This window comes from Leifsonia sp. NPDC058292, from assembly GCF_042880955.1.
In the GTDB taxonomy this organism is placed as follows: domain Bacteria; phylum Actinomycetota; class Actinomycetes; order Actinomycetales; family Microbacteriaceae; genus Leifsonia.
In genome coordinates, this window is sequence record NZ_JBHVYL010000042.1 from 1 (window position 1) to 24,186 (window position 24,186).

The window sequence follows — 24,186 nt, forward strand, 5'->3', positions numbered from 1 at the left end:
GGGGCCCGCGCGGTGTGGGCCGGTGCCGGGCTATTGGGCCAGCCAACCCGGGCACACTCGACCGGAACGGCCACTCTCGTTGAGGGGGGCACACTCGCCGGCATCGCCGCGAGAGTGCGGCACGTTGGCGACGCGCGTGCGGGGTGGAAGCGGACCACGGTTCGCCACGCACATCCCAGATCCCGGGCGGCCTAGGTCAGCGGCGAATGTGGCACCTGCGGTCGAGTGTGCTAGGTATGCCGGGCACACTCGACCGCAATGGCCACAGTCGTTGAGAACGGCAACCTTCGAGCGCGGCGCGCCGCCGCGCGGCGCGTGGCGGTCAGCGGCGCTGCGGCTTCTTCGGCTCGGGGACGGTGTCCGAGCGGGAGGCGGAAGCCTGGGCGGGCTCGTAGAGCTCTTCGACGTCGAGGGTGGGGTCGCCAAGCTCGTCCTCGAACTCGTCGTCGAGGGGAGAGTCGTCGGCCTCGCCGAAACCGAGTTCGAGCTCCTCGATGTCCACACTCGCGACATCCGCGGGCCCGGATGCAGGCCCGGATGCGGGCGCCGCGTCGCGCGAGCTGCCGCCATCGCGCCCACGGTCACCCGGCGCGACGGCCGCACCCGAGACGACCGCCGCGGCTGTCGGGACCGCCGCGGCCGAAGCCGCGTTCGAAGCCGCGTTCGAAGCCGTTGCCACGGCGGTCGGCACGATCGGAGGAACGTACGGCGCACCCGTCTGGCGCCGGGAGAACATCCGCTTCCACCACGGCTTCGCCGGCTCGGTGGCACGGTAGTAGTACGCGTGGCGGTCTTTGGTGGGCGTCGCGCGGTTGAGCACGAGACCCAGCACGCGCACACCCGACTTCTCGAGGGAATCCATCGTCTGCGACAGCTGGGGCCGGTGCACGCGCGTGCGGTCGGCGACGACGAGCGCGCCGTCGACCATGCGGGCGAGGATGGCGGCGTCGGCGACGGCGCCCATCGGCGCGGTGTCGAAGACCACGACATCGAAGTCGTGCACCAGGCGGTCGACCAGGTCTGACATCACACGGGAGGAGAGCAGTTCGCTCGGGTTCGGCGGAATCGGCCCACTGGCCAGCACGTTCAGGCCGGTGTCTCCCCACGTCTGCAGCACGTCGTCGACGGATGCGCGCCCGACCAGCACCGAGGTGAGGCCCGCCGCGCCCGGGAGGCCGGTGTAGGCGGCGACCATCGGGCGGCGCAGGTCCGCATCCACCAGCAGCACTTTGCGGCCGCCTTCGGCGAGCGCGAGCGCGAGGTTGAGGGCGATGAGCGATTTGCCTTCGCCGGGAACCGAGGAGGTGACGACGAAGCCGAGAGTGTCGGAGTCGACGGCGACGAACTCGAGGTTGGAACGCAGCTGCCGGTAGTTCTCCGCCGCGTTGGAGAGCGGGTCGCGCAGCACGACCGGGCCGGACGCGCGCCGCTTGTCCTTCTCTGCGGTGCCGAGCAGCGGCACCCCGGTGACCGATGTCGCGATGGCGGCGGTGTGCACGCGGGTGTCCAGGAGTTCGCGCAGCACGATGATGAGCGCCCCGGTGAGGAGTCCGAGCAGGAACCCGGCGACCACGTTGAGTTTGGTATTGGGGGAGGACGCGAAATGGGGCGTCACGGCCGGCTTGATGACGCGCACCGCGACGGTGGTGTCACCCGCGACGCTCTTCGGGGCGATCTGCTCGACTTTGTCGCCGAGGCTCGCGGCGACGGCGTTGGCGACCTTGGAGGCTTCGGCCGGGTCGACGCTGGTCACCGCCAGTTCGAGGATCACGGTGTTCTGCGGTGTGCTGACCGAGATGGAGTCCCCGAGCTCCGACGGGGTCTCCCCGAGGTCGAGGCCGTCGATCACCGGCTGCAGCACGATCGGCGACTCGGCGAGCTGGGCGAACGACAGCATCTGGTTCTGCGTGTACGTCGAGCCCTGGTTGAGGTCGTTGGCCGTTCCACCGAAGTTGAGCGAGAAGTAGAGGCTCGCCGTGGCGGTGTAGACGGGCGTCGCGACCTGCGACAGACCCCATCCCCCGACCGCGCCGACGATCGTGGAGATCAAGACGACGTACCAATAGCGTTTGAACGCCGCCAAGTACTGGTGCTGGGTCATTGCAGGGCCTCTCACGTGGTCGGAGGTGGGGCGGGGCGGTTGGATGTGCTTCGAGCGCGGCGGCATGTCAGGGCCGCCTGATGCTCGTGGCGGTCGCGAGTTCTCGCGGCCGTTCGTGTGCCCGGTGGTGTGCGAGCGTGAGCTCGTCGCGGCCTTCGGCGCCACGGCCACGCTGCGCGAGCTGCGTCGAGGCCGCGAGTCCGATGGCGAACCACACGAACACGGAGTACTGGGTGATGAGCGCCACCGTGGCGAACGCCGGGATCTGTGCGACCACGGCGATCGTGGGCGGCGTTGCCCGTCGCGTGATCACGAGCACGATCCCGACGAGCAGGGCGACGACGATGAGGATGAGCGCGATCAGCCCGTTCGAGAGCCCGGTGAGGATGAGCTGGCTGTCGATCGAGCGGAAGTTGCCGAAGTAGACCTGCCCCGTGGAGTCGCGCCGCGCTGAGTCGGCGACCCCCACGAAGTTCATGCTGCCGAGCAGGGAGAGCAGGTCGCCGCGGTATTCGGCGCTCCCGGATGCCTCACTGCCGGCGTCGTCGAACACGGTCGACACGAGCGGGAAGAGCACGGCGGAGGCGGCGACGATGCAGGTCGTGAGCACGACCCGGCTGCGGCGGGAGATCGCATCCCGCATGAACACGATCGAGAGAACGAGCCCGAGCAACGCGGTGATCATTCCGATGCGGCTGAATGTGACCACAGTCGCCACCAGCATGAGCAGCACCATGGCGGCGCGCACCGCGAGAGGGAAGCGGGCGGCCAGGGTGAGCGGGATGGCGATGGCCAGACTCGACCCGAGGGCGATGGAGTGCCCGAACGCGCCTTCCGCCCGCAGCACTCCGCCGCGCTCCTGCAGCTGACCCCAGGTGGCGAACATGGAGTTGTTGGCGTGGATGAGCACGAACGGGTTCCATACGGCGACGAATTCGATGATCGCGAGAACGCTGACGACGGTGAACGCGATGGCGATCGCCCCGTAGATCCAGCTCGGCTCGACGCGCAGCGGCACGACGCGGCCGAGCACGTAGCCGATGACGAAGTAGGTGATGAGGGCGAACGCGAACCCGATGGCGATGGTGGGGCTCTCGGCGATGAGCGACGTGAGGCCGAACACCACGAGAAGCAGCACGAGCCCGTCGAGCAGGCTGAACCGGAACGATTTCACCGGCAGCAGCGACACGGTGACGAGCAGCGCCACCGCCGAGGCCGCCGGGAGGTAGTAGCTTCCGTTGAAGCCGATGTTGAGCCCGATCCACACCGGCACGAAGCACAGCACCACGATCCACACACCGACCGCGAGCTTCGGCGAGCGCCGCAGCACGAGGAACGCAGCCACCGCCGCCAGCAGCCCGACGGCGAGGATCAGCGTGCGATCGACGGTCGGGCCGGTGACGGCGGCGAATGCGGTGGCGGAGAGCATGGTGGGCGGCTCGCCTACTTGAAGACGGTGACGGGGGATCCCGCCGCGTCGGTCATGGTGATCACGGTGGAGTCCTGCTGCGCCTTGGGCACTGTGTAGAGGTAGACCCCGGATGCGGTGGCGCCGTTCGCGAGCGCCCCGACGAGCGGCTTGGCGCCGTCGGTCAGGGAGACTGCAGGAGTGGCCTTGCCGCCGTAGTAGGCGTTCACCGAGAGCTGGGACAGCGAGACGTCCCGTCCTGTGCCGTTGGTGAGCGAGATGGTGACCTTCACGGCGTCGCCGGCGGTCTCCCCCGCACGCACGGCCTTGGCGTCGTCCGCCTCGACGGAGACGACCTTGGCCGTGAGTCCGCCGCTGAGCTTCGCATCCACATCCTGCTTCACGGTCTGGGCCACCTCGGCGCCGTAGCGGGGGTCGACCTTGGGGGTCGCCGTGCCGTCACTGCCGCCTTCGTCTTTACCGTTCGACGACGAGGCCGAGGGCGACGGCGGTGCGGGCGAGCCGCTGGCTCCGGGCACGAGGTTCGCCGCGTCGCCCTGGCCGCCGCCGTTGGTCGCGGCTCCGCGCGCCCCCGCGAGCACCAGCCCGATGACCACGAGGGCCACCACCACGGCTGCCGCGACGATGAGCGCGATCGTGCGGACGCGGTTGCGTGCCGGCGTGCCCCCACCGCCACCGGATGCGGGGCTCGGGATGCTGTCTGCCTTCGTCATCGGAGGCTTCCTTTCTGAGGTGTGGCACTGGGGTCGGGAGTCCAGGACCGGAGCTCGCGGAACCATTTGACGGCCGCGAGCAGGAGGAACGCCGTGGTCGCGGCGAAGATGAGCGTGTAGACCACCACGAAGACCGGAACGGCCCCGAGCAGCACGAACGAGAGGCAGAGAACGCCGTAGTCCATGGGGAGGACCGCGATGGCCCGCACCCACGACGGCCGGCCGGGCTGCTCCGTCGCGAGCGGCACGGCGCCGGCGGTGCGGCGGCGGAGCTGCTCGGTGAGGATCATGCCGAAGAACAGCACGGCCGCCACGATCGCGAACGCGATCGGCAAGAGCAGCCAGCCGCGCGGAACGACGTCGAACCGGTAGAAGCCGATGGCGAGCGCGAGCGGCATCGTCGAGACCTTGGTGGCGTCGACCATGTGGTCGAGCCATTCGCCGGCCGGGCTGCTGGTGCCCTGCAACCGGGAGACCTGGCCGTCGGCCGAGTCGAACGCGTAGCCGATCAGCAGCAGGAGCGCGACGGCGATGCCGAGGATCCAGGTGGGCGGAAACAGGATCAGCAGGGCGATGGCGGCGAACGTGAAGATCGCGCTGATTCCGGTCACCGCGTTCGGCGACAGGCCGGAGCGGTAGGCCCAGGCGGCGATGTACCGGCCGATGCGGCGGTTCACGAAGCGCGAGTACGCCGGCGCCGAACGGGCAGCCGGTTTCTGGGCGGCGCCGAGACGGCGCACGACCCCGAGGTAGGTCTCGGCGGGGGCGGGGGATGCGGTTCCCGCGAGTCCTTCTCCGGTCATGGTGCGGTCACCTCTCCGGTGGTCGGTGCGGGGGATGCGGATGCGGCGGTCAAGCCGGCGGCGGCAGCGGCCGTCGTGCGGGCGGCCCGGCCGGTGCGCTGGGCGAAGAGCGGGCGCTTCGGGCGGCTGAGCTCGCCGGAGACCAGGCGCTCGCACATCCGCTCATACGCATCCGCGACGTCGTCCCAGTCGTAGTCGTGGGCACGCTCGGCGGCGATGCGCCCCCGGTCGGCGACCGCGTCGGGCGCGGCTTCGGCGGCTTCGATCGCGCGGGCGACGCTGTCCGCATCGGTGAAGAAGCTGCCGGAGCCGCGCACGACCTCCCGGTTGAACGAGACGTCGAACGCGATCGTCGGCGTTCCCGCTCCGAGTGCGCGCAGCAGTGACGGGTTGGTGCCCCCGACCGAGTGGCCGTGCAGGTAGGTGTATGCGCCGGCGTACAGCTGGTCGAGCAGCCGCTGATCCCAGACGCCGCCGAGAAACGTCACGCGGTCGTCGGCGAAGCCGTGCACGCGGCGCGTGTAGTCGTCGGCGTACGGAGCGGACCCGACCACGATGAGCGGCTTCGTCGCACCGCTGCGACGGTAGCCGTCGACGATCACGTCGACGTGGTTCTCCGCCTCGAAGCGCGCGACGACGAGGTGGTAGCCGCCCGGTGTCAGGTCGAGGTCGGCGAGCAGGTCTGCCGACGAATCGACCTGGGGCGCACCGTAGGCGATGAGCTCGGTGCCGGCTTCGAATTCGTCCCGGTAGTAGTCGGCGATGCCGTGCGCGTCGGCGATCAGGGCATCCGACCAGCGCACGGCCCACGACTCGGCGAACCGGTAGTAGCTGCGGCCTCCCTTGCCCCACTTGGCGCGGCGCCATTCGAGGCCGTCGACGTGGGTGGCCACGGGGATGCGGGCCGCCCGCAGCAGCGGAAGGTATGGCGAGTTCGCGGCATTGAACACGATCGCCGCATCCGTGCGGTGACGCAGCAGATGGGCGACCGAGAGGCCGGTGTGGCTCAGCGTCTCGAGGGAACGCTTGCGCATCGCTCCGCGGTGCACGAGGCGCATCCCCTGGTAGGTGTCGGGACGGCCGGAAGAGTCGTCGAGCGTTCGGCAGTACACGACGACGTCGTGGCCACGGTCGGCCAGACGCCGGCCGACCTCTTCGACCGCCGTCTCGAATCCGCCGTATCGTGCCGGAACACCGCGCGTACCTACTAACGCGATGCTGAGGCGGTCACCCCCATTGCCCATGTCTTGCTCGCTCTCGGTCGGCTGACGGAACGACGGATCGACCGGAGTGTGGTCCTCTTCTCACGAGACCTGTGAGAAGAACGCTTGATGATCGCACCAGGGTCGGGTCGCTGTTGCTGCCACGAGTCTAATGCGAGATTTCCTCAGTTGTCGCCCCCTCATCCGGGGGTGACTTGTCGGGCTGGCGCGTCAGACCGGGCGCGTCAGACCGGGCGCGTCAGACCGGGCGCGTCAGACCGGGCGCGTCAGACCTGCGACGACAGGCCGGGCGCGTCAGGTCCACGAGGCGGATTCGCCGACCGGCCTGGCCGGGTTGCCCGCCACCACCACGCCGGCCGCCACCGACCGCGTCACCACCGAGCCCGCGGCCACCACAGCGCCGTCGCCGAGAACGACGCCCTTCAGCACGAGCGCTCCCGTTCCGATCAGCACGTGCTCACCGATCACGATGGGGGCGGTGTGCGCTCGCACGCTTCCGTCGGGCGCCGTGATGCGGTGGAAGTCGGTGTCGAGCAGCTGCGCATCCCACGACACCTGCGTGCCCGCACCGAGAGTCACTCCCGATTCCACGTTCACCGTGCAACGAGCGCCGATCGCGCTGCCGCGGGCGAGCCGCAGCGTCGCACCCTCGCCCACCCACAGGCGGGCGCCCTTGCGGATGGCGCTCCCGCGGTCGAGCGCGTAGGTTCCCGGCCCCGACATCCGCACCCCGGCGGCGATGCGCGCCCCGGGATGCCCACGCAGCACCCCGCGCGCCAGCTCCGTGTAGCGACGCAGCTTGCCCCGGATGCTCATGAGCCATTCCTAGCAGAGCCGACGGCACGAGCGCGCAACTCGTCGCGCACGATGCGACGGCCGTCGCGGAGGGCACGCGTCGCCGTCACGAACGGTCGCAGCGACCGCAAGAACTGCCGGCGACCGCCTTGCAGCAGGATCTCCCAAGCGACCGGGGTCGCGGTGCGGCGCCAGGCGACCACGTCGTCGGTCGGCAGGTTGCGGGCGGCGAACAGCAGCCGGTTGCGGATGTTGTAGTAGTAGTAGCCGTCCGATTTGGCCGACGACGCGTGCTCGGCGCCCTCCTGCTGCGTTCCGCCCTCGGCGTGCTCGGCCAGGGCGTCGTCGGCCACGGCGAGAGCGCCGCCGACGGCCAGCACCCGGTGCGACAACTCCACGTCCTCCCAGTACAGGAAGTAGCCGTCGGCGAAACCGCCGACCCTCTCCCACAGCTCGTCGGAGACGCACAGGCAGGCGCCGCTCAGCCACGGCTCCGCGCGACGCTCGGGCGGCTGCGGGCGTTTCGCCGCCGAGCTCATCCGGCCGTCCGCGAGCGAGACGTCGGCGCCCGCGAACCAGGTCGATCCGTCGGGGCGCACGACCTTCGGCGACACGAGGGTGAGCGGCTCGGCGGCGACCCGCCCGAAGAGGCGGGCGGCGTCGGCGGCCTCGATCACCGCATCCGGGTTGAGCAGCAGAAAACGGTCGGCGCCCAGCTCGCGGGCGCGCTCGACTCCCGCGTTGACGCCGAGCCCGAAGCCGAGGTTCGTGCCGGGCAGCGCCGTCGACCAGCCCTCCGCCGCGGCGAGCGCGACCACCGCATCCCGCTCGGACGCGGTGCTCACGTTGTCGACGACGACCACCGTGAGCCCCTCCGCATCACGCGTCAGTCGCACCAGGTTCTGCGACAGCAGCCCCGAAGACGCGTAGTTGACCACGATGACGGCGCAGCCCGCGAAACGTGCTTGCTCTGGCATAGACTTCCGCTCTGACGACCGAGGGGGCGAGATGGTGCGACCGGACGAGCCGGTGAGAGTGACGATAGCCGTGCCGACGTTCCACCGTCCAGCCGAGCTCACCACGCTGCTTCCGATGCTGCTCGCGCACGCCGATCGCGCCGCGGCACTCGGCGGCGCGGACCGCGCGGCGTTCACGGCCGACGTTCTGGTGATCGACAACGATCCCGAGGCGAGCGGCCGGCCGGCCGTCGAAGCGGTGCAGGATGCGCGCCTCCGGTACGTCGTCGAGCCGCATCCCGGAATCTCGGCGGTGCGCAACCGTGCGCTCGACGAGGTCGCCGGCTCGCGGCTGCTCGCGTTCATCGACGACGACGAGCACCCCCACGACGGCTGGCTCGAACACCTGCTCGACACGTGGGAGTCGGCCGGGCATCCCGCCGCCGTCGCCGGGCGCGTCGTCGCCTCGTTCGCCGGCCCGCTCGACCCCTGGCTCGCCGCCGGCCGGTTCTATGTGCGGCGCAGCATGCCCACCGGAACCCCCATCGACGTCGCCGCCGCGGGCAACCTGCTGCTCGACCTCGACCAGGTGCGCGCTTCCGGGGTGCGGTTCGCCGACGACCTCGGGCTGAGCGGCGGAGAAGACACTCTGTTCAGCCGCCAATTGCACGCCTCCGGGCTCCGGATGGTGTGGTGCGACGAATCCGCGATCACCGACCTCGTGCCCCTCGATCGCATGACCCGCCGCTGGGTGCTGAAGCGCGCCTGGAGCCACGGCAACTCGGCGAGCGTGCTGCGCGTGCGTCTCGCGGGCAGCCGGATGCGCGCCATCGTGGCGCGGGTGTCGAGCGTCGTCGGCGGGCTGGTTCGCGTCGTCGGCGGTGCAGTGCGCTGGGCTTTCGGCTCGGTGACGCGTTCCCTGACCCATCAGGCTCGCGGGGCGCGGGCGATCTGGCGCGGCGGCGGAATGGTTCAGGGTGCGGCCGGCGTCGTCTACCAGGAGTACGCCCGCGACGAGGCCGCCGGATGAGCGCGCGCAGCGTCGCCGTCGCCGCACTCCGCCGGGCGACCGCTTTCGCCGGAACGATCGTGGACGTGCGCACCGACGCCCCCGAGTTCGTGCTGACCTACGACGACGGGCCGGTCGCCGGCAACACCGACCGCATCCTCACCGTGCTCGCCGATCGCGGCGCGACGGCGACGTTCTTCATGCTGCTCACCCGGGTGCGCGCCGACCCGGCGCTCGTCGCCGCGGTGGTCGACGCCGGCCACGAGGTCGCCCTGCACGGCGTCGACCACCGCGACATCACCACCCTGCCGCTCGACGATGTGCGGCAGCGGATGCTCGACGGACGCCGCGAACTCGAAGACACCGCCGGGCGCCCCGTTCAGTGGTACCGCCCGCCGTACGGGCACCAGACCTACCGCTCGTGGCGCCACATCCGCGCCGCCGGGCTCACGCCTGTGCTCTGGGGGCCGACGACGTGGGATTCGCGCGGCGACGTCACCCAGGAGCAGCGCGTCGCCGCAGCGCTCCGCGGCGCACGGCGGGGCGGCATCCTGCTCGCCCACGACAGCTACGCCGACCACCACGACGGCGTCGACGACGGCCCGGCCCCCACCGTCGACCGCGTCGACCTGATCGCCCGCGTGCTCGACGGCTACGCCGACCTCGGTCTCGCCGCCCGCTCGCTGGGCGACGCGCTCGTCGCCGGCACCCCCGTTCTCGAGGGCCGCTTCAAGCGCTGACGCGCTCGTGCGCCGCACGCGTCGCCGCGCCGCCCGCGCCGCCCCGCTCGGCTGCGCTGCACTGCGAGCGCGACGCCTTCGATCGAGCGTGGCCGTTCTGATCGAACGTGGCCACTCCGGTCGAACGTGGCCGGCACACCCGGCACACTCGACCGCAACGGCCACACTCGACGCCAGCGACCGGCCTGCAACGCGATCGCGCGCCGGAGGTCACAAGGCGAGCGCCTTTCCGAATGAATGTGGCTGTTCCGATCGGACGTGGCCACTCCGGTCGAACGTGGCCGGCACACCGGGCACACTCGACCGCAACGGCCACACTCGACGGCGGCGGCGCTAGCGGCGGCGGCGGCCGCGCAGCAGCGCGATCGCGCGCCGGTAGGCGGCGACGTGGGCGTGGCCCGCATCGTCCCACTCGCGGTGCGAGAGGTCGGGACGGTCGGCTTCGGGGATGCTCTTCACCGCGGCGAGGGCGGCCTCGAGCGCCGCCGGGGTGAGGTCACCCTCGTAGCGCTGCACCCACTGCTGCCCCACTTCGTCGGCGAGCATACCGTTGACCTCGTTCGACGGCACGAGCACCGGCCGGTCGAGTGACAGCGCGGAGAGCGCACCGCCCGAGTTGTGCATCTCGCGGTACGGCAGCACGACGAGTTCGGATGCGGTGATCGCCGCCACGAGCTCGGCGTCGGTCAAAAAGGCGAGATGCAGGTCGATGCGGCGGTCGCCGGCGGCCAGGCTGTGCAGTTGCTCGACGAGCTCGTCGTTGGAGGGTTTTCCGCCGATTGTCAGCGATGCGCCGGTGCCCGCGAACGCTTTGCGGAACGTCGCCACCAGCGCGTCGACGCCTTTGTACCGGCGCACGAGTCCGACGTAGGCGAGCCGGTCGGGCACCCTCGCGGCCCGGGCGTACGGCGCGTACCACCCGCGGTAGTGGCCGTGCACGATCGTCTCGAACGCCGCATCCGCCGGCAGCGGGGTGAGCGGGTTCAGCCGGATGCGGAGGGTGGTGCGCCGCTCGATGAGCGCCAGCAGCCACCGCTCCCTGCGGGAGATGCCTTGGGGGAGGTCGAGGTTGTGCATCGTGCGCACGATCGGCGTGCGGGTCACCGCGAGCTTGCCGACGAGGATGAGCGTGAGCCCCTGCCGAACGAGCTTCTTCACAGGGCTCTGGCCGGAGACCAGGATCTCGGGCCAGTGAACATGGAACACGTCGAACCGCCGCAGCAGCGCGCCCCGCCAGCTGAACGTGCGCAGCTCGACCCCGGGCAGTTCGCGGATGCTGTCGCGCAGCATCACAAGATACGGGTTCGTGGTCGGTCGCGGTTCGGGAAACGACTGTTGCACGATCAGGTCTGCCAAGTGTCCCCCTCGGTCGGTCGGTGCGCTCCATCTTGGCCCCACCGGGCGGCGAGGCACCGCTGATGCCCCTGAAGTGGGGGCAAGCGGGTGGCGGATCGGGTGGACGCGGCCGACACGCACGTCGCTAAGATACATGAGTAAGTCTCAACTAGAGGCACCCGTACGACGGCTGCCGGGCAAGGCGCGTGAGGGACGCGCCCCGCGCATCCGTTGACCCGACCGCGGAAGTGTTGCCAAATGCGTGTTCTCATTCTCTGGGCCGACGACGCCTCACCCAACTTGGGCGTTCGCGCGCTCGGCTCCGGCACGGCCGAGCTGGTGCGTCGCGTGTGGCCGGATGCGGAGATCGTGTTCCAGAACTACGGGCTCCGCGTGCCCCAGCTCCCGATCGGCAGGGTGCGCTCGCTCGTGAAGGAGCGCCTGCTCGGCAGGCTCGGGATGCAGAAATGGCTCGCCGGTTTCGACCTCGTGATCGACACCCGCTCGGGCGACAGCTTCGCCGACATCTACGGCAGGCGCCGGCTCGTCGTCATGTCGACGGTCGCCGAATTCGCGACCCAGGCCGGCGTGCCCGTCGTGCTCGGGCCTCAGACGATCGGCCCGTTCGACAGCAGGCGCGGCCGCACCATCGGGCGGCACTCGCTGCGACGTGCGGCGCTCGTCATGGCGCGCGACTCGGCGAGCGCCGGTCACGCCGGCGAGCTCGGCCGCACCCCGGACGTTCTCACCACCGACGTGGTGTTCGCGCTCCCCCGCCCCGACGTCGCGAAGTCGCGGGATGTCGTGCTCAACATCTCCGGACTCCTCTGGTTTCCGAATCCGCACGTCGACTCCGCCGCGTATCGCGAGACCGTCACGCGCCTCTACCGCTCGCTCACCGCATCCGGCCGTCGCATCACGCTGCTCGCCCACGTGCTCGAGTCCGACAACCCCGACTCCGACATCGCCGCCATCCGCGAGTTCTCGGCCTCCGTTGCGCCCGACGCCGAGATCGTGTTTCCGACCGGGCTCGGCGACGTGCGCGACACCGTCGCCTCGGCGAACGTCGTCATCGGCTCCCGAATGCACGCCTGCCTCAACGCGCTCTCGGTCGGCACGCCCGCCGTTCCGCTCGCGTACTCCCGCAAGTTCACCCCCCTGCTCGCCGACCTCGGCTGGACGCACACCGTCGACCTCCGCACCAGCGCCGACCCCGTCGCGGACGTTCTGGCCGAACTCGCGTCGCCGACCCTGCGACAGGATGCGGACGCCGCACTCGCCCGAGCCCACCAGACCCTGAGCGTGGCCGAACGGGCCTTGCGCGATCTCGTGCTGAGCGAGGTGACGGTGTGACCGCCGCCACCCGCCAAGCGCCGACGGTGGACTCCGCCGCCGCATCCGCCGCTCTCGACGCCGCGATCACCCGCGTCGTCGACTCGGGAAACTGCTCCGGATGCGGCGCCTGCGCCCTCCTCGACTCCGGCATCGAGATGCGCCGCAACGCCGAGGGCTACTTCCGCCCCGTCCGCGTCGCCCCCGCCCCAGCCCCCGCATCCACCGCCGAGGGGCGAGTTGTTGCGACCGCAGCCCCCGCCCAGCCCGCAACGTCTCGCCCCTCGGCGACGGTGCCGGTGCCGGTGCCGGTGCCGGTGCCGGTGACGGAGGCCACGACGCCCACCGAGACCCGCGTCGACCCGGCGGCGGTCGCCCGCTTCGAGGCCGCGTGCCCCGGCGTGACCGTCTCGGCAGCGCGTCCGGCCGCCGCGAGGCGGCACCCGACCATGGGGCCGGTCGTGCGCGCCTGGAAGGCGTGGGCCACCGACAGCGAGACCCGCCACCGCGGTTCCAGCGGCGGCGCCCTCAGCGCGATCGCGGCGTGGATGCTCGAGACCGGCCAGTCCGCTCGCATGGTCGGCGCCACCGCCGACCCGGCCGAGCCCCGGCGCACGGTCAGCGTCACCATCATGTCGCGCGACCAGGCGATCGCCGCCGCCGGATCCCGCTACGCGCCGACGCCCAGCGCCGCCCAGCCCGCCGCCGTGCAGAACGGCAGTCTGTTCGTCGGCAAGCCGTGCGAGGCATCCGCCGTCCGTTCCCTGATCGCCACCCGCTCGACCGCAGACGCCGATCTGCCGGGCTCCGACCCCGTCATCCTCTCGTTCTTCTGCGCCGGCACCCCCAGCCAGCACGCGACGGATGCACTGGTCACCTCGCTCGGCATCCCCAGCGACGAGCCGCTCAAAGACCTCTGGTACCGGGGGCGGGGCTGGCCCGGACGGTTCACCGCCGTGCGCCGCGACGGGTCGCAGGCCGACGCGAGCTACGAGGAGTCGTGGGGCTCCACCCTCGGCCCGGCCGTGCAGTGGCGGTGCAAAGTCTGCGCCGACGGCGTCGGTGAGAGCGCCGACATCACGGCCGCCGACTTCTGGCAGTCCGACTCGCAGGGCTATCCCGTGTTCGCCGAAGGCGCTGGGCGGAGCGCACTCATCGCCCGTACCGAGCGCGGCTACGACATCGTGCTGCGCGCCGTCGAGGCCGGGGTGATTTCGGTCACCCCCATGGAGGTCGACGACCTCGCCGCCGTGCAACCGCTGCAGACCACCCGTCGCAGCACTCTCGCCGGGCGTCTCCTCGGGGCACGCCTGGCAGGAGGCCGGGTGCCCAAGTACCGCGGCTTCGGGCTCACCCTGCTCGCCGTCCCCCGCCTGCGCGAGACGATCCGGATGGCGCGGGGAACGTTCCGCCGCCGCCGCGCGGCCGCCAGCACCCCCACCATTCCCGCCGCACCCGCCACCGATCCCGACGGGCGCGCCACATCGTGAGCGATCGGCGCACGACCCGAACAAGCGGCCGGCACCGGCACGGACGCCCGGTGTCCGCGGCCGAGGCGGGCGACCCGGAGCCCACGTTGGCGCCCGACCCCGCCACCATCGGCGACGCGGCCGACTTCGCCGCGGCCACCCCGTCAGAGCAGGTACTCCTGGAGGAGGCCGCGGAACTCGCATCCGCCGCCACCACCCCCACCACGACTCCCCGCCTCGGCGCACAGGCCGCCCGCGGAGCGGCCGTGACTCTCGCCGCTCAGGGCGGCAAAGTCCTCGTGCAGGTGGTCTCCGTCGTGGTGCTCGCCCGGCTGCTCAGCCCGCACGATTACGGACTCATCGCGATGGTGCTCGCCATCATCGGCGTCGGCGAACTGTTCCGCGACTTCGGATTGTCGTCCGCCGCCATCCAGGCGACCACCGTCACACGCGGGCAGCGCGACAACCTCTTCTGGGTCAACGCGGCGATCGGCGCGGTCCTCTCCGTGGTCGTGTTCATCGGAGCCGGACTGATCGCCGCCGCGTTCGGCCAGCCCGAGCTCGTGCCGATCTCGCACGCACTCGCCCTCACGTTCTTGATCAACGGCCTCGGCACGCAGTACCGAGCCGATCTGGTGCGCCGTCTCAAGTTCTCCTCGGTGGCGGCCGCCGACATCCTCGCCCCCTTCATCGCCTTGATCGTCGCGATCTGTGGCGCACTGCTCGGCTGGGGATACTGGGCACTCGTCGCGCAGCAGCTCAGTCAGGCGACCATCCTGCTGGTCGTGCTGGTGATCGCCGCGCGCTGGATCCCGGGCCTGCCGAAGCGCCACGAGTCGATCCGCGGGTTCATCCGCTTCGGCTGGAACATGCTCGCGTCGCAACTCGTCAGCTATGTGAGCAACAACGTCGACAACGTGCTCGTCGGCGTGAGGTTCGGCACGATCTCGCTCGGACTGTACAGCCGGGCCTTCCAGCTGCTGATGACGCCGCTCAACCAGGTGCGCATCCCGCTCACCACTGTGGCGCTGCCCGTCTTCTCCCGGCTGAAGGATGAACGCGACCGGTTCGCCGACTGGCTGTGCCGCGGCCAGGTCGCGCTCGGGTACACGATCGTGGCGGGTCTCGCGCTCGTCGCCGGTGCGGCGGAACCGCTCACCGCCGTGCTGCTCGGGCCTCAGTGGCTCGAAGCGGCGCCGGTCCTCCGGCTGTTCGCGGTGGCCGGCATCTTCCAGATCCTCGCCTTCGTGGGCTACTGGGTCTACGTGTCGCGCGCGCTGACCGGGGAGCTGCTGAGGTATTCGTTGGTCAGCGCCGCGATCAAGATCGTCTGCATCGGGATCGGCTCGTTCGGCGGGGTGCTGGGCGTCGCGATCGCCTACGCGATCGCCCCGGCCGTCTCCTGGCCGATCTCCCTGTGGTGGCTGTCGCGCCACACGGACGTGCCGACCGCGCGTCTGTACGCCGGCGCCTCGCGCATCCTCGCCCTCGCCGCGGTGGCTGCGGGGGCGGCGGGCGGCGCGACCTGGCTCGCCGCATCCCTGCCCGACCTCGTGCAGGTCGTCGCCGCCCTGGTCGCCGCTCTCGCGATCTACGCCGTCGCCGCGCTGCTCTTCCGGCCCGTGCGCCGCGACCTCGCGAGCGTGCTCGCCGCCGCGCGCCTCATCCGCCAGCGCTGACCACCCACCCCCACCCCGCCCACCCCGCTCCGTTCGTGCGAAAAGTGCGGTTCCCGCAAGGGGAACCGCACTTTTGGCACGAACTTTCAGGGCCCGGGCAGCGTCAGGGCCCAGGCAACAGGGCTAGCGCGTCGGCCACGCTCCGAGCTGCACGGTACCGGCCGGCTTGCCGGTGAGGCCCGCGATGACGGCCGGGATGGGCTGGGCGATCGAGCCGACCGCCCCCGCGATGGCCGGGAGGAGCTTGATGCCCGAGAGCACCTCGGACCCGTCGACGGCCCGCGACGACTTGTCCTGGCCGGTGGCCGCGGTGAAGTCGGCCAGCGTGTTGTAGACGGCCGGGTTGCCAGCGCCACGGGACCAGACGACCGACCAGGTCGGCAGCGAGGTGCTCGAACGCTGGTAGACGTTGCCGTTCACCGTGATGCCCATCTGGGATGCCGACCGCTCGTGGCTGTAGTCCTCGACGGCCAGGATGGCGTTGCCCGTGCTCTTGGCGAGCACGTTGTTGATCACGGTGATGTTGCCGGTGACCCAGGTGACCGTCGGGTCTGGCAGCGACTGCCGCGGGTCGTGCCCCGCCGTAGAGAGCTGGCTCGCCCGGCGGCTGCCCTGCGTGATGTTGATGTCACGCTGGTTGCCCGAGATCGTGTTGTTGCGGATGTCCACGGTTCCGGTGTCGCTGACGAGGATGCCCGCGATGCCGTTGTTCGCGATCACGTTGTTGGCGATGGCGAACTTGGCTGAGATCTCCGCGACGAGCGCGTTGCCGTCGTTGCCGACGATGTCGTTGTTCGCGACGTTCACGTTGTACACCGACTCGTCGAACCACAGCGCGTTTCCGGCGTTGCTCAAGAAGTTGCTGTTGGTGACGGTGATGTTGCGCGAGCGGGCGACCTTCAGCCCACCGGCCACCGGCGCACGGTTGAAGTGCTCGGTGTTGTTGTCGGCTGCGAGCATCCCGGTGACCTTGAGGCCGTCGGCGTACGTGGCCTGCGCTCCGAGCATCCCGTTGCGGGCGACCGTGACGTTCGTCCAGGTGGTGTTCAGCCCACCCGTGACGAGACCGGTCGTGGCGTTGTCCGTGACGGACATGTTCTCGAGGGTCACGTTGTTCGCGTAGATCTGGAACGCGCCCATGTCGGGAACCGACGGGGAGTACCGGCGCACGCCGAAGCCGCGCAGAGTGCAGCCGTCGCCGAGAACGGTGAACGCCTTGACGGTGTCACTCGACTGAACCTGCTTGCCGCTCGGGTCGGACCCGATCACGAGCTGCTTGGCCGCCGTGTCGACGAAGAACGTTCCGGCCTTGACCGCCGACCGCGAGCCGACCTGGCTGAGCGCTGCTCCGTTGATCCAGATCTGGTCGGGATGCGCGGCCATCGGGTACGTCGGGCTCACGAACGCCCATCCCGGCTCGGTGCCGTCAGGGGCGCCGCGGGTGTAGGTGGGGCTGTCGTCGAAGTCGACGTTCCAGCCGCCGGCGACCCAGGTCGATCCCGACTTGGTCCAGTCGCCGACCGTGCGGCTGCCGTCGAACCAGACGGCCTCCTTCGGGTACGGCTGGATGGTGAGCTGCTTGCCACGGGGGATCATGACCGTCTCGTGGTAGGTGCCGCCTCGCAGCACGATGGTGGAGCCGCTGGGCGCCGCATCCACTGCGTGCTGCACGGACTTCCACGGAGTGGCCTCTGTACCGCGGGCGACGCCGTCCGAACCGCCGGTCGCCACGAAGTAGGCACCGGCCGGCACGGCGTACGACGCGCTGCCGATGACCGGCGAGCCCGTGCTGGAGCGCGCGCCGCTCTGGTCGATCGAGGTGTCACCGGCCGGAGTGGTCGGCGTCGTGGGAGTGGTGGGCGTTGTCGGCTGCGTCGGCGTCGTCGGGGTGGTGGGCGTCGTCGGCGGAGTCGTGGGCTTGGCCGGGTCCGACGGAGTCGGCTTCGGCGTCGTGGTCGTGGGCGGGGTGACCGGCGGTGTCGCCGTTCCACCTCCGACGACCTCTTTCAGAGAGTATGCGGTGACATCGTCGAACGCGACGGATGCCGCGGCGCTGCCACTCGACACGTACGTCCAGAGGCCGACCGCACCGGAGCCGGTGAGGCGCTTGGCGCTCGAGTCGGTTCCCGTGAGCTGCCAGTCGGCCGGGGTCGTCGCCCCGGCGAGCCAGGCTTTCGCGCTGGTGGTGACCGTGTCGGTTCCCGTCACACGGAAGTCGACGGCGATCTTCTGACCGGCTTTCACACCTTCGGCGATGACCTTCTCGCCGACGATGGTCGTCTGGTCAGCGGTGGAGCCGTTGACTCGTGCGATCGAGAGGAGTGCGCGGGCGCGCGAATCCACTCGAACGGTGGCCTGGTAGTAGGAGCCTTTGGCCGAACGGAGCTGCACGCCCGAGTAGACGCCGTTGCCGGTGGTCGGCACGGCGGGGAGGCTGATCGTCGCCGACAGGTCGGCGTCGCCCGCGGTGGCGGAGGGGAGGGATGCGGTGAGCGATGCTCCAGGCCGCGGCACGGCCGCGACGCCCGAGGCACCGTCGGCCGAGAACGCCTGCGGGCTGTTCACGGAGTACTCGCCGCCGACCGGGGCGGAGCCCCAGCCGTTCTTCTGCACCCGGTCGAGGGTGTCGGAGACGATCTTCTTGTCGTTCGCGTAGCTGATCGGTGCGGCGTTGGCCGCGAGAGCGGGGAGGCCGAAGGCGGCCACCGCGACGGCTGTGGCGCCGGCCGCGATTCCGAAACCGAGTCTGCGAGTTGTTCTGGGGGTTGTTGTGAGGCGATGGGAGGGCTGACGGACCATAGGGGGTGTCTGTCCAATGCTGTCGTCGTTGTTGGGGCGGAACAGTAGGTGAGACCAACGACTACTGAATTTCTGCAGGAACGCTAACAGAGTGCGTTCCACAACGCGAACACAAACTCTCAACCTTACCTGAGGCCGAGCATCCTGCCGATAACAATTTGCCCCCCATTAGGGTGCAATAGCGGTGAAAACCCCTGTTCACACGCCGATCGACAGAACCGCGGTTCCGTACAGTATTCAGGATGCACAGAGCGTTCCGCTACGCCTCGCCGCAAAAAGTTCCCAGGTCGCTTACAGGTTTCTGGGCCTCCCTCGCGGGTGGCTCCGCCAGAATGGCGGGATGCCTTCCTCGCAGTCCGCCCAGTTCCGCATCCTGACCGTCTGCACCGGTAACATCTGCCGCTCGCCCGCCGCCGATCTCCTTCTGGCGGCCGACCTCGCCGACGACCCCCGCTTCGCGGTGAGCTCCGCCGGCACGCACGCGATGGCCGGCTGGCCGATCTCGTCGCCGATGGACGAGTTGCTCGCCGACCGCGGCATCGACAGCAGCGCCTTCGTCGCGCGGCAGGCGACGCGCGACATCATCGCCGCATCCGACCTCATCCTCACGGCCACCCGCGAGCACCGTGAGTGGGTGACCGCGCACGACCCCCGGGCCCTGCGTCGGGCCTTCACGCTGACGGAGTTCACGGATGCGGTGCGCGCCCACCCGAACCCGTCCGACGTGTCCGCGACCGAGCTGGTGGCCTGGGCGACCGCGAACCGGCCGAGCGCCCTGGTCACGAGCCGGGGTTCGAGCACGCGGCGCGGGTATGCGGAAGGCGACATCCTCGATCCTTACGGACGCGGCGAGGCTGCTTACATCGCGTCGCTCGCGCAGATCGAACCATTGACGGCCGAGATCGCACGCGTTCTGTCGGCCACCTCCTAGGGCCTGCCGGGCCGGCTTTTACCGCCGGGTGACAAATTCTCACTTATAGGACAGAATAGGTGAGGATCTCTCAACCCGAAGGAGTGGCCCGTGACCCGACGCGTCGGCTATGCCGCGGGGGCGTTCGATCTTTTCCACATCGGACACCTCAACATCCTCAAGCACGCCAAAAGCGAGTGCGACTACCTGATCGCGGGCGTCGTCTCCGACGAGATGCTGCGGCTCACGAAGGGGATCGACCCCGTCATCCCGCTCGCCGAGCGCCTCGAGATCGTCTCCAACATCGGTTTCGTCGATGCGGCGGTCGCCGAGACCGTTCCCGACAAGCTCGACACCTGGCGCGCCCTCAAGTTCGACGTGTTCTTCAAGGGTGACGACTGGCGCGGCACCGAGAAGGGTCTGCGGCTCGAACGCGAGTTCGCCGCTGTCGGCGTCGAAGTCGTGTACTTCCCGTACACGATGTCGACCTCGAGCACCGTGCTCCGCCGCGCGCTCGACGCGCTCACCTCGTCCGCCGCCGCCCAAGCCTGATCTCGGGCGCGGCCGGCCGGCTGGCCCGCTTGCCCGTGCCCGAGCGAGACTCAGGCGACCGGGAACTCGACGCCGCCGACGAGCACGAGCCGCCGCGGCGGCGCAGCCACCAGCGCTTCGGGCACGTTCTCGGCGTCGAGCAGCACGATGTCGGCCGGCGACCCCACCACGAGGTCGTGGGATGCGCGCCCCACGAAGCCCGCAGCGTCACTCGTCGCCAGCCGCACCGCCGCCGTCAGCTCGTCGTCGCGCCGGGCGCCGGAGAGCTGCGCCAGTCGGGTCGCGAGGCGCAGCAGGTCGCCGTCGCCGTACGGTCCCCACAGGTCCCGGATGCCGTCGGTGCCGAGCCCGACAGGAACACCCGCCGCCCGCAGAGCGTCGAGCGGCAGTCGCGGCGCGTTGATCGGCGCGACGGTGGTGATCGAGACGCCGGCCTCGCGCATCCCCTCGATCAGCTTCTGCTGCCGCGCGGGCGCGAGCTCACCGATGGCGAAGCCGTGGGCGACGTTCACCCGACCGGCGAGTCCCGTCGCGAGCGTGCGTTCGATGATCAGCTCGTACTGGAAGGCGCCCAGCTCTCCGCCGTCGTGCAGGTGGATGTCGACTCCGACGCCGCGGCGGTCCGCGATGTCGAAGAGCGCATCCAGCTGCCCCACCGGATCGCGGTCGATCGAGGCAGGGTCGAGACCCCCGACGTGGTCGGCGCCCTCCGCGGCCGCCCGGTCGAGCAGGTCGAGAACGCCGGGGCGCCGAAGAACGCCGTCCTGGGGAAAAGCGACGATCTCGAGCGCGACAGGAACGCCGAGCGCCCCCACCGCATCCCGCACAACCTGGATGCCGTCGAGCCCGACCCCGAGGTCGACGTCGACGTGGCTGCGAAACGCCGTCGTGCCCTGGGCCACCAGGGCGCCCAGCAGTGCCACCGCGCTGTCGACGCTCGGAATCCCGAGCTCGCCGCGGTGCTCGCGCTCGTGGGCGATCCGCCCCAGGGTGGTCGCCTCACCGCCGTAAGACACCCACGGCTTGCCCCACCAGCTCTTGTCGAGGTGCGCGTGCGCGTTCACGAATCCAGGGAGCGCCAGGAGGCCCTGACCGTCGATGAACCGCGTCGCCGGATCGCCCGCAACTGCTGAGTCGGAGGTGCGCGGCGCGATGCTTGCGATCACGCCGTCGGAGATGCGGATGTCTGCCGCCGGCCCGCCCCACGGGCGCACATTCTCGAGAAGGGTCTGCACGGCCGTCGCCTACGCGAACCGGTCGGTGGCTTCGATGAGGGCGTCCAGGATGCCCGGCTCGTCGAACGCGTGGCCCGCATCCGGGATGAGCCGGAAGTCGGCCTCGGGCCACGCCTTGTGCAGTTCCCACGCCGTCATCGGCGGTGTGCACGCGTCGTATCGCCCTTGCACGATCACGCCCGGGATGCCGCGCAGCTTCTCCGCATCGCGGATCAGCTGGCCCTCCTCCCACCACCCCCCGTGCCGGAAGTAGTGGTTCTCGATGCGGGCGAACGCCACCGCGTAGTCCGGCTCGGTGAAGCCCGCCACGACCTCCGGGCGGGGAAGCAGGGTGATCGTCGACGACTCCCAGCGCGACCAGGCGATTGCGGCCGGCCGGTGCACCGCGGGGTCGGGATCGTCGAGCAGGCGGCCGTATGCCCGCACGAGATGCCCCCGCTCCGCTTCGGGCACGGGCTCGAGGAACCCTTCCCACAGGTCCGGGAACAGAGCGGCCGCTCCCCCTTCGTAGAACCAGTCGAGCTCGACCTGCCGCAGGGTGAAGATGCCGCGCAGGATGAGCTCCGTCACGCTGTCCGGATGCGTCTGCGCGTAGGCGAGCGCCAGCGAACTCCCCCACGACCCGCCGAACACCTGCCAGCGCTCGATGCCCAGATGTTCGCGCAACCGCTCGATGTCGGCCACCAGATGCCAGGTCGTGTTCGCGCTGAGGTCTGCCTCGGGGTCGCTGGCGTGCGGGAGGCTCTTGCCGCATCCCCTCTGGTCGAACAGCACGATGCGATACTTCTGCGGATCGAACAGCCGCCGCTGGTTCGGGCTCGTTCCGCCGCCCGGGCCACCGTGCAGGAACACCACCGGCTTGCCCTCCGGATTGCCACTGGTCTCCCAATAGACCTGCTGGCCGTCGCCGACGTCGAGCAGACCGGAGTCGTACGGTTCGATCGCGGGGTAGAAGGTGCGCATGGTCCGTAAGGCTACAGCGACGCGGTCACAGCGACCCGGCTCCGACCCCGAAGGTGTCGCAGGCCTCGGCCCCGTCGGTGAAGCCCCGGCCGAACCAGCGCTGCCGCTGCTCCGACGACCCGTGCGTCCAGGTGTCGGGCTCGACGTGCCCGCTGGACGCCTCCTGGATGTGGTCGTCGCCCACAGCCGCCGCCGCGTTCAGGGCGTCCGCGACCTGCGCCTGGGTGATCGGCTGCAGAAACGCGACGCCGTTCTCGTCTTTCGTCGTCGACGCTGCGCCCGCCCACGCCCCCGCGAAACAGTCGGCCTGCAGTTCGATGCGCACACTGTCGGAGCCGGCACCGCTCTGCTTGCCCGGGTGCGCATCCATGATGCCGCCGATGTTCTGGATGTGGTGGCCCCACTCGTGCGCGACGACGTACATCTCCGCCAGCGGGCCACCACTGGCGCCGAACCGGGTGCGCAACTCGTCGTAGAAGGTGGTGTCGACGTACACCGTCTGATCCGGCGGGCAGTAGAACGGGCCGCTCGCGCTCGACGCGGTGCCGCACTGCGTCTCGGTCTGGCCGGTGAACAGCATGAACTGCGGAGACGAGTACTGGCCGCCGAGAGCCGGCATCTCGTCGGCCCAGTAGGTTTCGAGGGATGCGGCAGCCCCCTTCATGCGGCACTCGATGTTCGCATTGGCATCGGCGCCGGTGCGACAGTTCTCGAGGGTCTCACCCGTCCCGATCTCCTGCGTCTGGCCGGTCGCGCCGCCTCCGACGAACCCGGTGAGGTCGACGCCGAGAAGCTGCGACAGCAACAGCACGGCCACAGCCCCGAGCCCGACGCCTCCGGCGGCGATCCCGGCCGTGCGGCCACGCTTCCTGGTCTTGCCGCCGCTGATGTCGGCGTTCGGGTTGAACGTCATGCCGCTCACGTTATCCCTGCGGCGACCCGCGGAATAGGCTGGCGATGTGAACGCTTCAACCTCCGCATCCCGCCCTCCCGTCACCGTCACCGTCACCGGCGCCGGTGGTCAGATCGGCTACGCGCTCCTCTTCCGCGCGGCCTCCGGCCAGCTGCTCGGGCGCGACGTTCCGGTGAACCTGCGCCTGCTGGAGATCCCGCAGGGCCGGGCGGCGGCCGAGGGCACCGCGCTCGAACTGCAGGACGGCGCGTTCCCCCTCGTGAACGACATCCAGGTCACCGAGGATGCGACGGCCGCGTTCGACGGCGTCAACATCGCTCTGCTCGTCGGGTCTCGGCCGCGCGGCCCAGGCATGGAGCGCGCAGACCTGCTGGAGGCCAACGGCGCCATCTTCAAACCGCAGGGCGAGGCCATCAACGCGGGCGCCGCATCCGACGTTCGCGTGCTCGTCGTCGGCAACCCCGCCAACACGAACGCACTCATCGCGAGCGCGCACGCGCCCGACGTTCCCAAAGATCGTTTCACCGCGATGACCCGCCTCGACCACAACCGCGCGGTCGCGCAGCTCGCCGCCAAGCTGGAGGTGCCGGTGTCGGCGATCGACGGCGTGATCGTCTGGGGCAACCATTCGGCCAGCCAGTATCCCGACATCTGCCATGCCACCGTGAACGGCCGCCCCGTCACCGACCTGGTCGACGAGACCTGGCTCGCCGACGAGTTCATCCCCCGGGTCGCGAAACGCGGCGCCGAGATCATCCAGGTGCGTGGCTCCTCCAGCGCGGCCTCCGCGGCGAGCGCCGCCCTCGACCACGTGCACGACTGGGTGAGCGGCACCGGCGAGCGCTGGACCTCGGCCGGCATCGCGTCCGACGGCTCGTACGGCGTGCCCGCCGGCCTCGTCTCCTCGTTCCCCGTGCGCTCGGTCGACGGCGAATGGCAGATCGTGCCAGGGCTCGACATCGACCCCTTCTCCCGGAGCCGCATCGACGCCTCCGTCGCCGAGCTCCTCGAAGAGCGCGACGCCGTGCGCGCCCTCGGCCTCCTCTAGCGCGCCGCGCCAAGCGCGCCGCGCGCGCGTCGCGTGGCGCGTGCCCCGTGCGGCGCCCGCGAGGGGCGCCCGCGAGGGGCGAGTTCTTGCGAGCTGGGCGCCTCCCCAGACCGCAACAACTCGCCCCGCGCGCGACGGTCCCCGGTGGCCGCCGCCCGGGGCGTGGCGCTCGTGCGGCGGGC

The 24,186-nt window shown here is 70.6% G+C and carries 20 protein-coding genes; 8 read left to right on the forward strand and 12 right to left on the reverse strand.

Annotated features, from left to right (window positions below; all coding sequences use genetic code 11):
- Positions 1–322: 322 nt before the first annotated feature.
- The 7 genes from ACFVWR_RS16790 to ACFVWR_RS16820 all read right to left on the reverse strand — a co-directional run bounded on the left by ACFVWR_RS16790 (position 323) and on the right by ACFVWR_RS16820 (position 8,041).
- Positions 323–2,101: a polysaccharide biosynthesis tyrosine autokinase gene (locus tag ACFVWR_RS16790; protein ID WP_387214696.1), complete on the reverse strand. Its 1,779-nt coding sequence runs from the start codon at positions 2,099–2,101 to the stop codon at positions 323–325.
- Between the two features lie 67 nt (positions 2,102–2,168).
- Positions 2,169–3,530 carry a hypothetical protein gene (locus tag ACFVWR_RS16795; RefSeq protein WP_387214699.1) on the reverse strand — a complete coding sequence of 454 codons (1,362 nt, stop codon included), beginning with the start codon at positions 3,528–3,530 and terminating at the stop codon, positions 2,169–2,171.
- Positions 3,531–3,544: 14 nt separating this feature from the next.
- Complete coding sequence (locus ACFVWR_RS16800) at positions 3,545–4,243, reverse strand: hypothetical protein (RefSeq protein ID WP_387214702.1); 699 nt, start codon at positions 4,241–4,243, stop codon at positions 3,545–3,547.
- Positions 4,240–5,046, reverse strand: coding sequence for a CDP-alcohol phosphatidyltransferase family protein (locus ACFVWR_RS16805; protein WP_387214705.1), 807 nt, complete (start codon positions 5,044–5,046; stop codon positions 4,240–4,242). The genes ACFVWR_RS16800 and ACFVWR_RS16805 overlap by 4 nt, the downstream gene beginning before the upstream one ends.
- Entirely contained in the window at positions 5,043–6,290 is a 1,248-nt protein-coding gene (locus ACFVWR_RS16810; protein WP_387214708.1) for a DUF1972 domain-containing protein, read from the reverse strand. Before ACFVWR_RS16810 ends, ACFVWR_RS16805 begins: the two co-directional genes overlap by 4 nt.
- Positions 6,291–6,563: 273 nt before the next feature.
- A complete protein-coding gene (locus ACFVWR_RS16815; RefSeq protein WP_387214711.1) occupies positions 6,564–7,085 on the reverse strand; it encodes an acyltransferase in 522 nt (173 codons plus the stop codon).
- Positions 7,082–8,041, reverse strand: coding sequence for a glycosyltransferase family 2 protein (locus ACFVWR_RS16820; protein ID WP_387214714.1), 960 nt, complete (start codon positions 8,039–8,041; stop codon positions 7,082–7,084). Before ACFVWR_RS16820 ends, ACFVWR_RS16815 begins: the two co-directional genes overlap by 4 nt.
- A 31-nt stretch (positions 8,042–8,072) precedes the next feature.
- Between ACFVWR_RS16820 and ACFVWR_RS16825 the strand changes: the two genes are divergently transcribed.
- Together ACFVWR_RS16825 and ACFVWR_RS16830 are read left to right on the forward strand one after the other, a co-directional pair.
- Positions 8,073–9,050 carry a glycosyltransferase family 2 protein gene (locus ACFVWR_RS16825; protein WP_387214717.1) on the forward strand — a complete coding sequence of 326 codons (978 nt, stop codon included), beginning with the start codon at positions 8,073–8,075 and terminating at the stop codon, positions 9,048–9,050.
- The gene (locus ACFVWR_RS16830) at positions 9,047–9,769 is read left to right on the forward strand and encodes a polysaccharide deacetylase family protein (protein ID WP_387214720.1); all 723 of its coding nucleotides are present in this window, start codon (positions 9,047–9,049) and stop codon (positions 9,767–9,769) included. The genes ACFVWR_RS16825 and ACFVWR_RS16830 overlap by 4 nt, the downstream gene beginning before the upstream one ends.
- A gap of 333 nt (positions 9,770–10,102) precedes the next feature.
- On the opposite strand, the gene ACFVWR_RS16835 is transcribed toward ACFVWR_RS16830, so the two are convergent.
- Positions 10,103–11,125: a glycosyl transferase gene (locus ACFVWR_RS16835; RefSeq protein WP_387214723.1), complete on the reverse strand. Its 1,023-nt coding sequence runs from the start codon at positions 11,123–11,125 to the stop codon at positions 10,103–10,105.
- A gap of 237 nt (positions 11,126–11,362) precedes the next feature.
- Here ACFVWR_RS16835 and ACFVWR_RS16840 point away from each other — a divergent pair, with 237 nt between their 5' ends.
- The 3 genes from ACFVWR_RS16840 to ACFVWR_RS16850 are packed head-to-tail and all read left to right on the forward strand — an operon-like array spanning position 11,363 to position 15,584.
- The gene (locus ACFVWR_RS16840; protein ID WP_387214726.1) at positions 11,363–12,457 is read left to right on the forward strand and encodes a polysaccharide pyruvyl transferase family protein; all 1,095 of its coding nucleotides are present in this window, start codon (positions 11,363–11,365) and stop codon (positions 12,455–12,457) included.
- The gene (locus ACFVWR_RS16845) at positions 12,454–13,926 is read left to right on the forward strand and encodes a Coenzyme F420 hydrogenase/dehydrogenase, beta subunit C-terminal domain (protein ID WP_387214729.1); all 1,473 of its coding nucleotides are present in this window, start codon (positions 12,454–12,456) and stop codon (positions 13,924–13,926) included. Before ACFVWR_RS16840 ends, ACFVWR_RS16845 begins: the two co-directional genes overlap by 4 nt.
- Positions 13,927–13,976: 50 nt before the next feature.
- Complete coding sequence (locus ACFVWR_RS16850) at positions 13,977–15,584, forward strand: lipopolysaccharide biosynthesis protein (RefSeq protein ID WP_387214732.1); 1,608 nt, start codon at positions 13,977–13,979, stop codon at positions 15,582–15,584.
- A 123-nt stretch (positions 15,585–15,707) separates the two neighbouring features.
- Here ACFVWR_RS16850 and ACFVWR_RS16855 read toward each other — a convergent pair whose 3' ends face one another.
- Entirely contained in the window at positions 15,708–18,290 is a 2,583-nt protein-coding gene (locus ACFVWR_RS16855; RefSeq protein WP_387214735.1) for a right-handed parallel beta-helix repeat-containing protein, read from the reverse strand.
- A gap of 433 nt (positions 18,291–18,723) precedes the next feature.
- Between ACFVWR_RS16855 and ACFVWR_RS16860 the strand changes: the two genes are divergently transcribed.
- Together ACFVWR_RS16860 and ACFVWR_RS16865 are read left to right on the forward strand one after the other, a co-directional pair.
- Positions 18,724–19,314, forward strand: a complete 591-nt coding sequence (locus tag ACFVWR_RS16860) for a hypothetical protein (RefSeq protein ID WP_387214738.1) — start codon at positions 18,724–18,726, stop codon at positions 19,312–19,314.
- Positions 19,315–19,404: 90 nt separating this feature from the next.
- Positions 19,405–19,845 carry an adenylyltransferase/cytidyltransferase family protein gene (locus ACFVWR_RS16865; protein ID WP_387214741.1) on the forward strand — a complete coding sequence of 147 codons (441 nt, stop codon included), beginning with the start codon at positions 19,405–19,407 and terminating at the stop codon, positions 19,843–19,845.
- Between the two features lie 50 nt (positions 19,846–19,895).
- On the opposite strand, the gene ACFVWR_RS16870 is transcribed toward ACFVWR_RS16865, so the two are convergent.
- From ACFVWR_RS16870 to ACFVWR_RS16880, 3 genes are read right to left on the reverse strand one after another with little or no spacing between them, the layout of a single operon-like run.
- Positions 19,896–21,080, reverse strand: coding sequence for an amidohydrolase (locus ACFVWR_RS16870; protein ID WP_387214744.1), 1,185 nt, complete (start codon positions 21,078–21,080; stop codon positions 19,896–19,898).
- Between the two features lie 9 nt (positions 21,081–21,089).
- Positions 21,090–22,043 carry a prolyl aminopeptidase gene (pip, locus tag ACFVWR_RS16875; RefSeq protein WP_387214746.1) on the reverse strand — a complete coding sequence of 318 codons (954 nt, stop codon included), beginning with the start codon at positions 22,041–22,043 and terminating at the stop codon, positions 21,090–21,092.
- Positions 22,044–22,068: 25 nt separating this feature from the next.
- On the reverse strand, positions 22,069–22,956 hold the full coding sequence (locus ACFVWR_RS16880) for a neutral zinc metallopeptidase (RefSeq protein ID WP_387214750.1): 888 nt from the start codon (positions 22,954–22,956) through the stop codon (positions 22,069–22,071).
- A gap of 46 nt (positions 22,957–23,002) precedes the next feature.
- Here ACFVWR_RS16880 and ACFVWR_RS16885 point away from each other — a divergent pair, with 46 nt between their 5' ends.
- Complete coding sequence (locus ACFVWR_RS16885; RefSeq protein WP_387214753.1) at positions 23,003–24,004, forward strand: malate dehydrogenase; 1,002 nt, start codon at positions 23,003–23,005, stop codon at positions 24,002–24,004.
- Positions 24,005–24,186 lie beyond the last annotated feature (182 nt).

Bases quoted from the DNA above. Each gene is read 5' to 3' on its own strand.
- ACFVWR_RS16860 (WP_387214738.1), top strand. From the start codon at position 18,724: ATGCCTTCCTCGCAGTCCGCCCAGTTCCGCATCCTGACCGTCTGCACC.
- ACFVWR_RS16795 (WP_387214699.1), bottom strand. From the start codon at position 3,530: ATGCTCTCCGCCACCGCATTCGCCGCCGTCACCGGCCCGACCGTCGAT.
- ACFVWR_RS16810 (WP_387214708.1), bottom strand. From the start codon at position 6,290: ATGGGCAATGGGGGTGACCGCCTCAGCATCGCGTTAGTAGGTACGCGC.
- ACFVWR_RS16840 (WP_387214726.1), top strand. From the start codon at position 11,363: ATGCGTGTTCTCATTCTCTGGGCCGACGACGCCTCACCCAACTTGGGC.
- ACFVWR_RS16790 (WP_387214696.1), bottom strand. From the start codon at position 2,101: ATGACCCAGCACCAGTACTTGGCGGCGTTCAAACGCTATTGGTACGTC.
- ACFVWR_RS16815 (WP_387214711.1), bottom strand. From the start codon at position 7,085: ATGAGCATCCGGGGCAAGCTGCGTCGCTACACGGAGCTGGCGCGCGGG.
- ACFVWR_RS16825 (WP_387214717.1), top strand. From the start codon at position 8,073: ATGGTGCGACCGGACGAGCCGGTGAGAGTGACGATAGCCGTGCCGACG.
- ACFVWR_RS16880 (WP_387214750.1), bottom strand. From the start codon at position 22,956: ATGACGTTCAACCCGAACGCCGACATCAGCGGCGGCAAGACCAGGAAG.
- ACFVWR_RS16820 (WP_387214714.1), bottom strand. From the start codon at position 8,041: ATGCCAGAGCAAGCACGTTTCGCGGGCTGCGCCGTCATCGTGGTCAAC.
- pip (WP_387214746.1), bottom strand. From the start codon at position 22,043: ATGCGCACCTTCTACCCCGCGATCGAACCGTACGACTCCGGTCTGCTC.
- ACFVWR_RS16800 (WP_387214702.1), bottom strand. From the start codon at position 4,243: ATGACGAAGGCAGACAGCATCCCGAGCCCCGCATCCGGTGGCGGTGGG.
- ACFVWR_RS16805 (WP_387214705.1), bottom strand. From the start codon at position 5,046: ATGACCGGAGAAGGACTCGCGGGAACCGCATCCCCCGCCCCCGCCGAG.
- ACFVWR_RS16830 (WP_387214720.1), top strand. From the start codon at position 9,047: ATGAGCGCGCGCAGCGTCGCCGTCGCCGCACTCCGCCGGGCGACCGCT.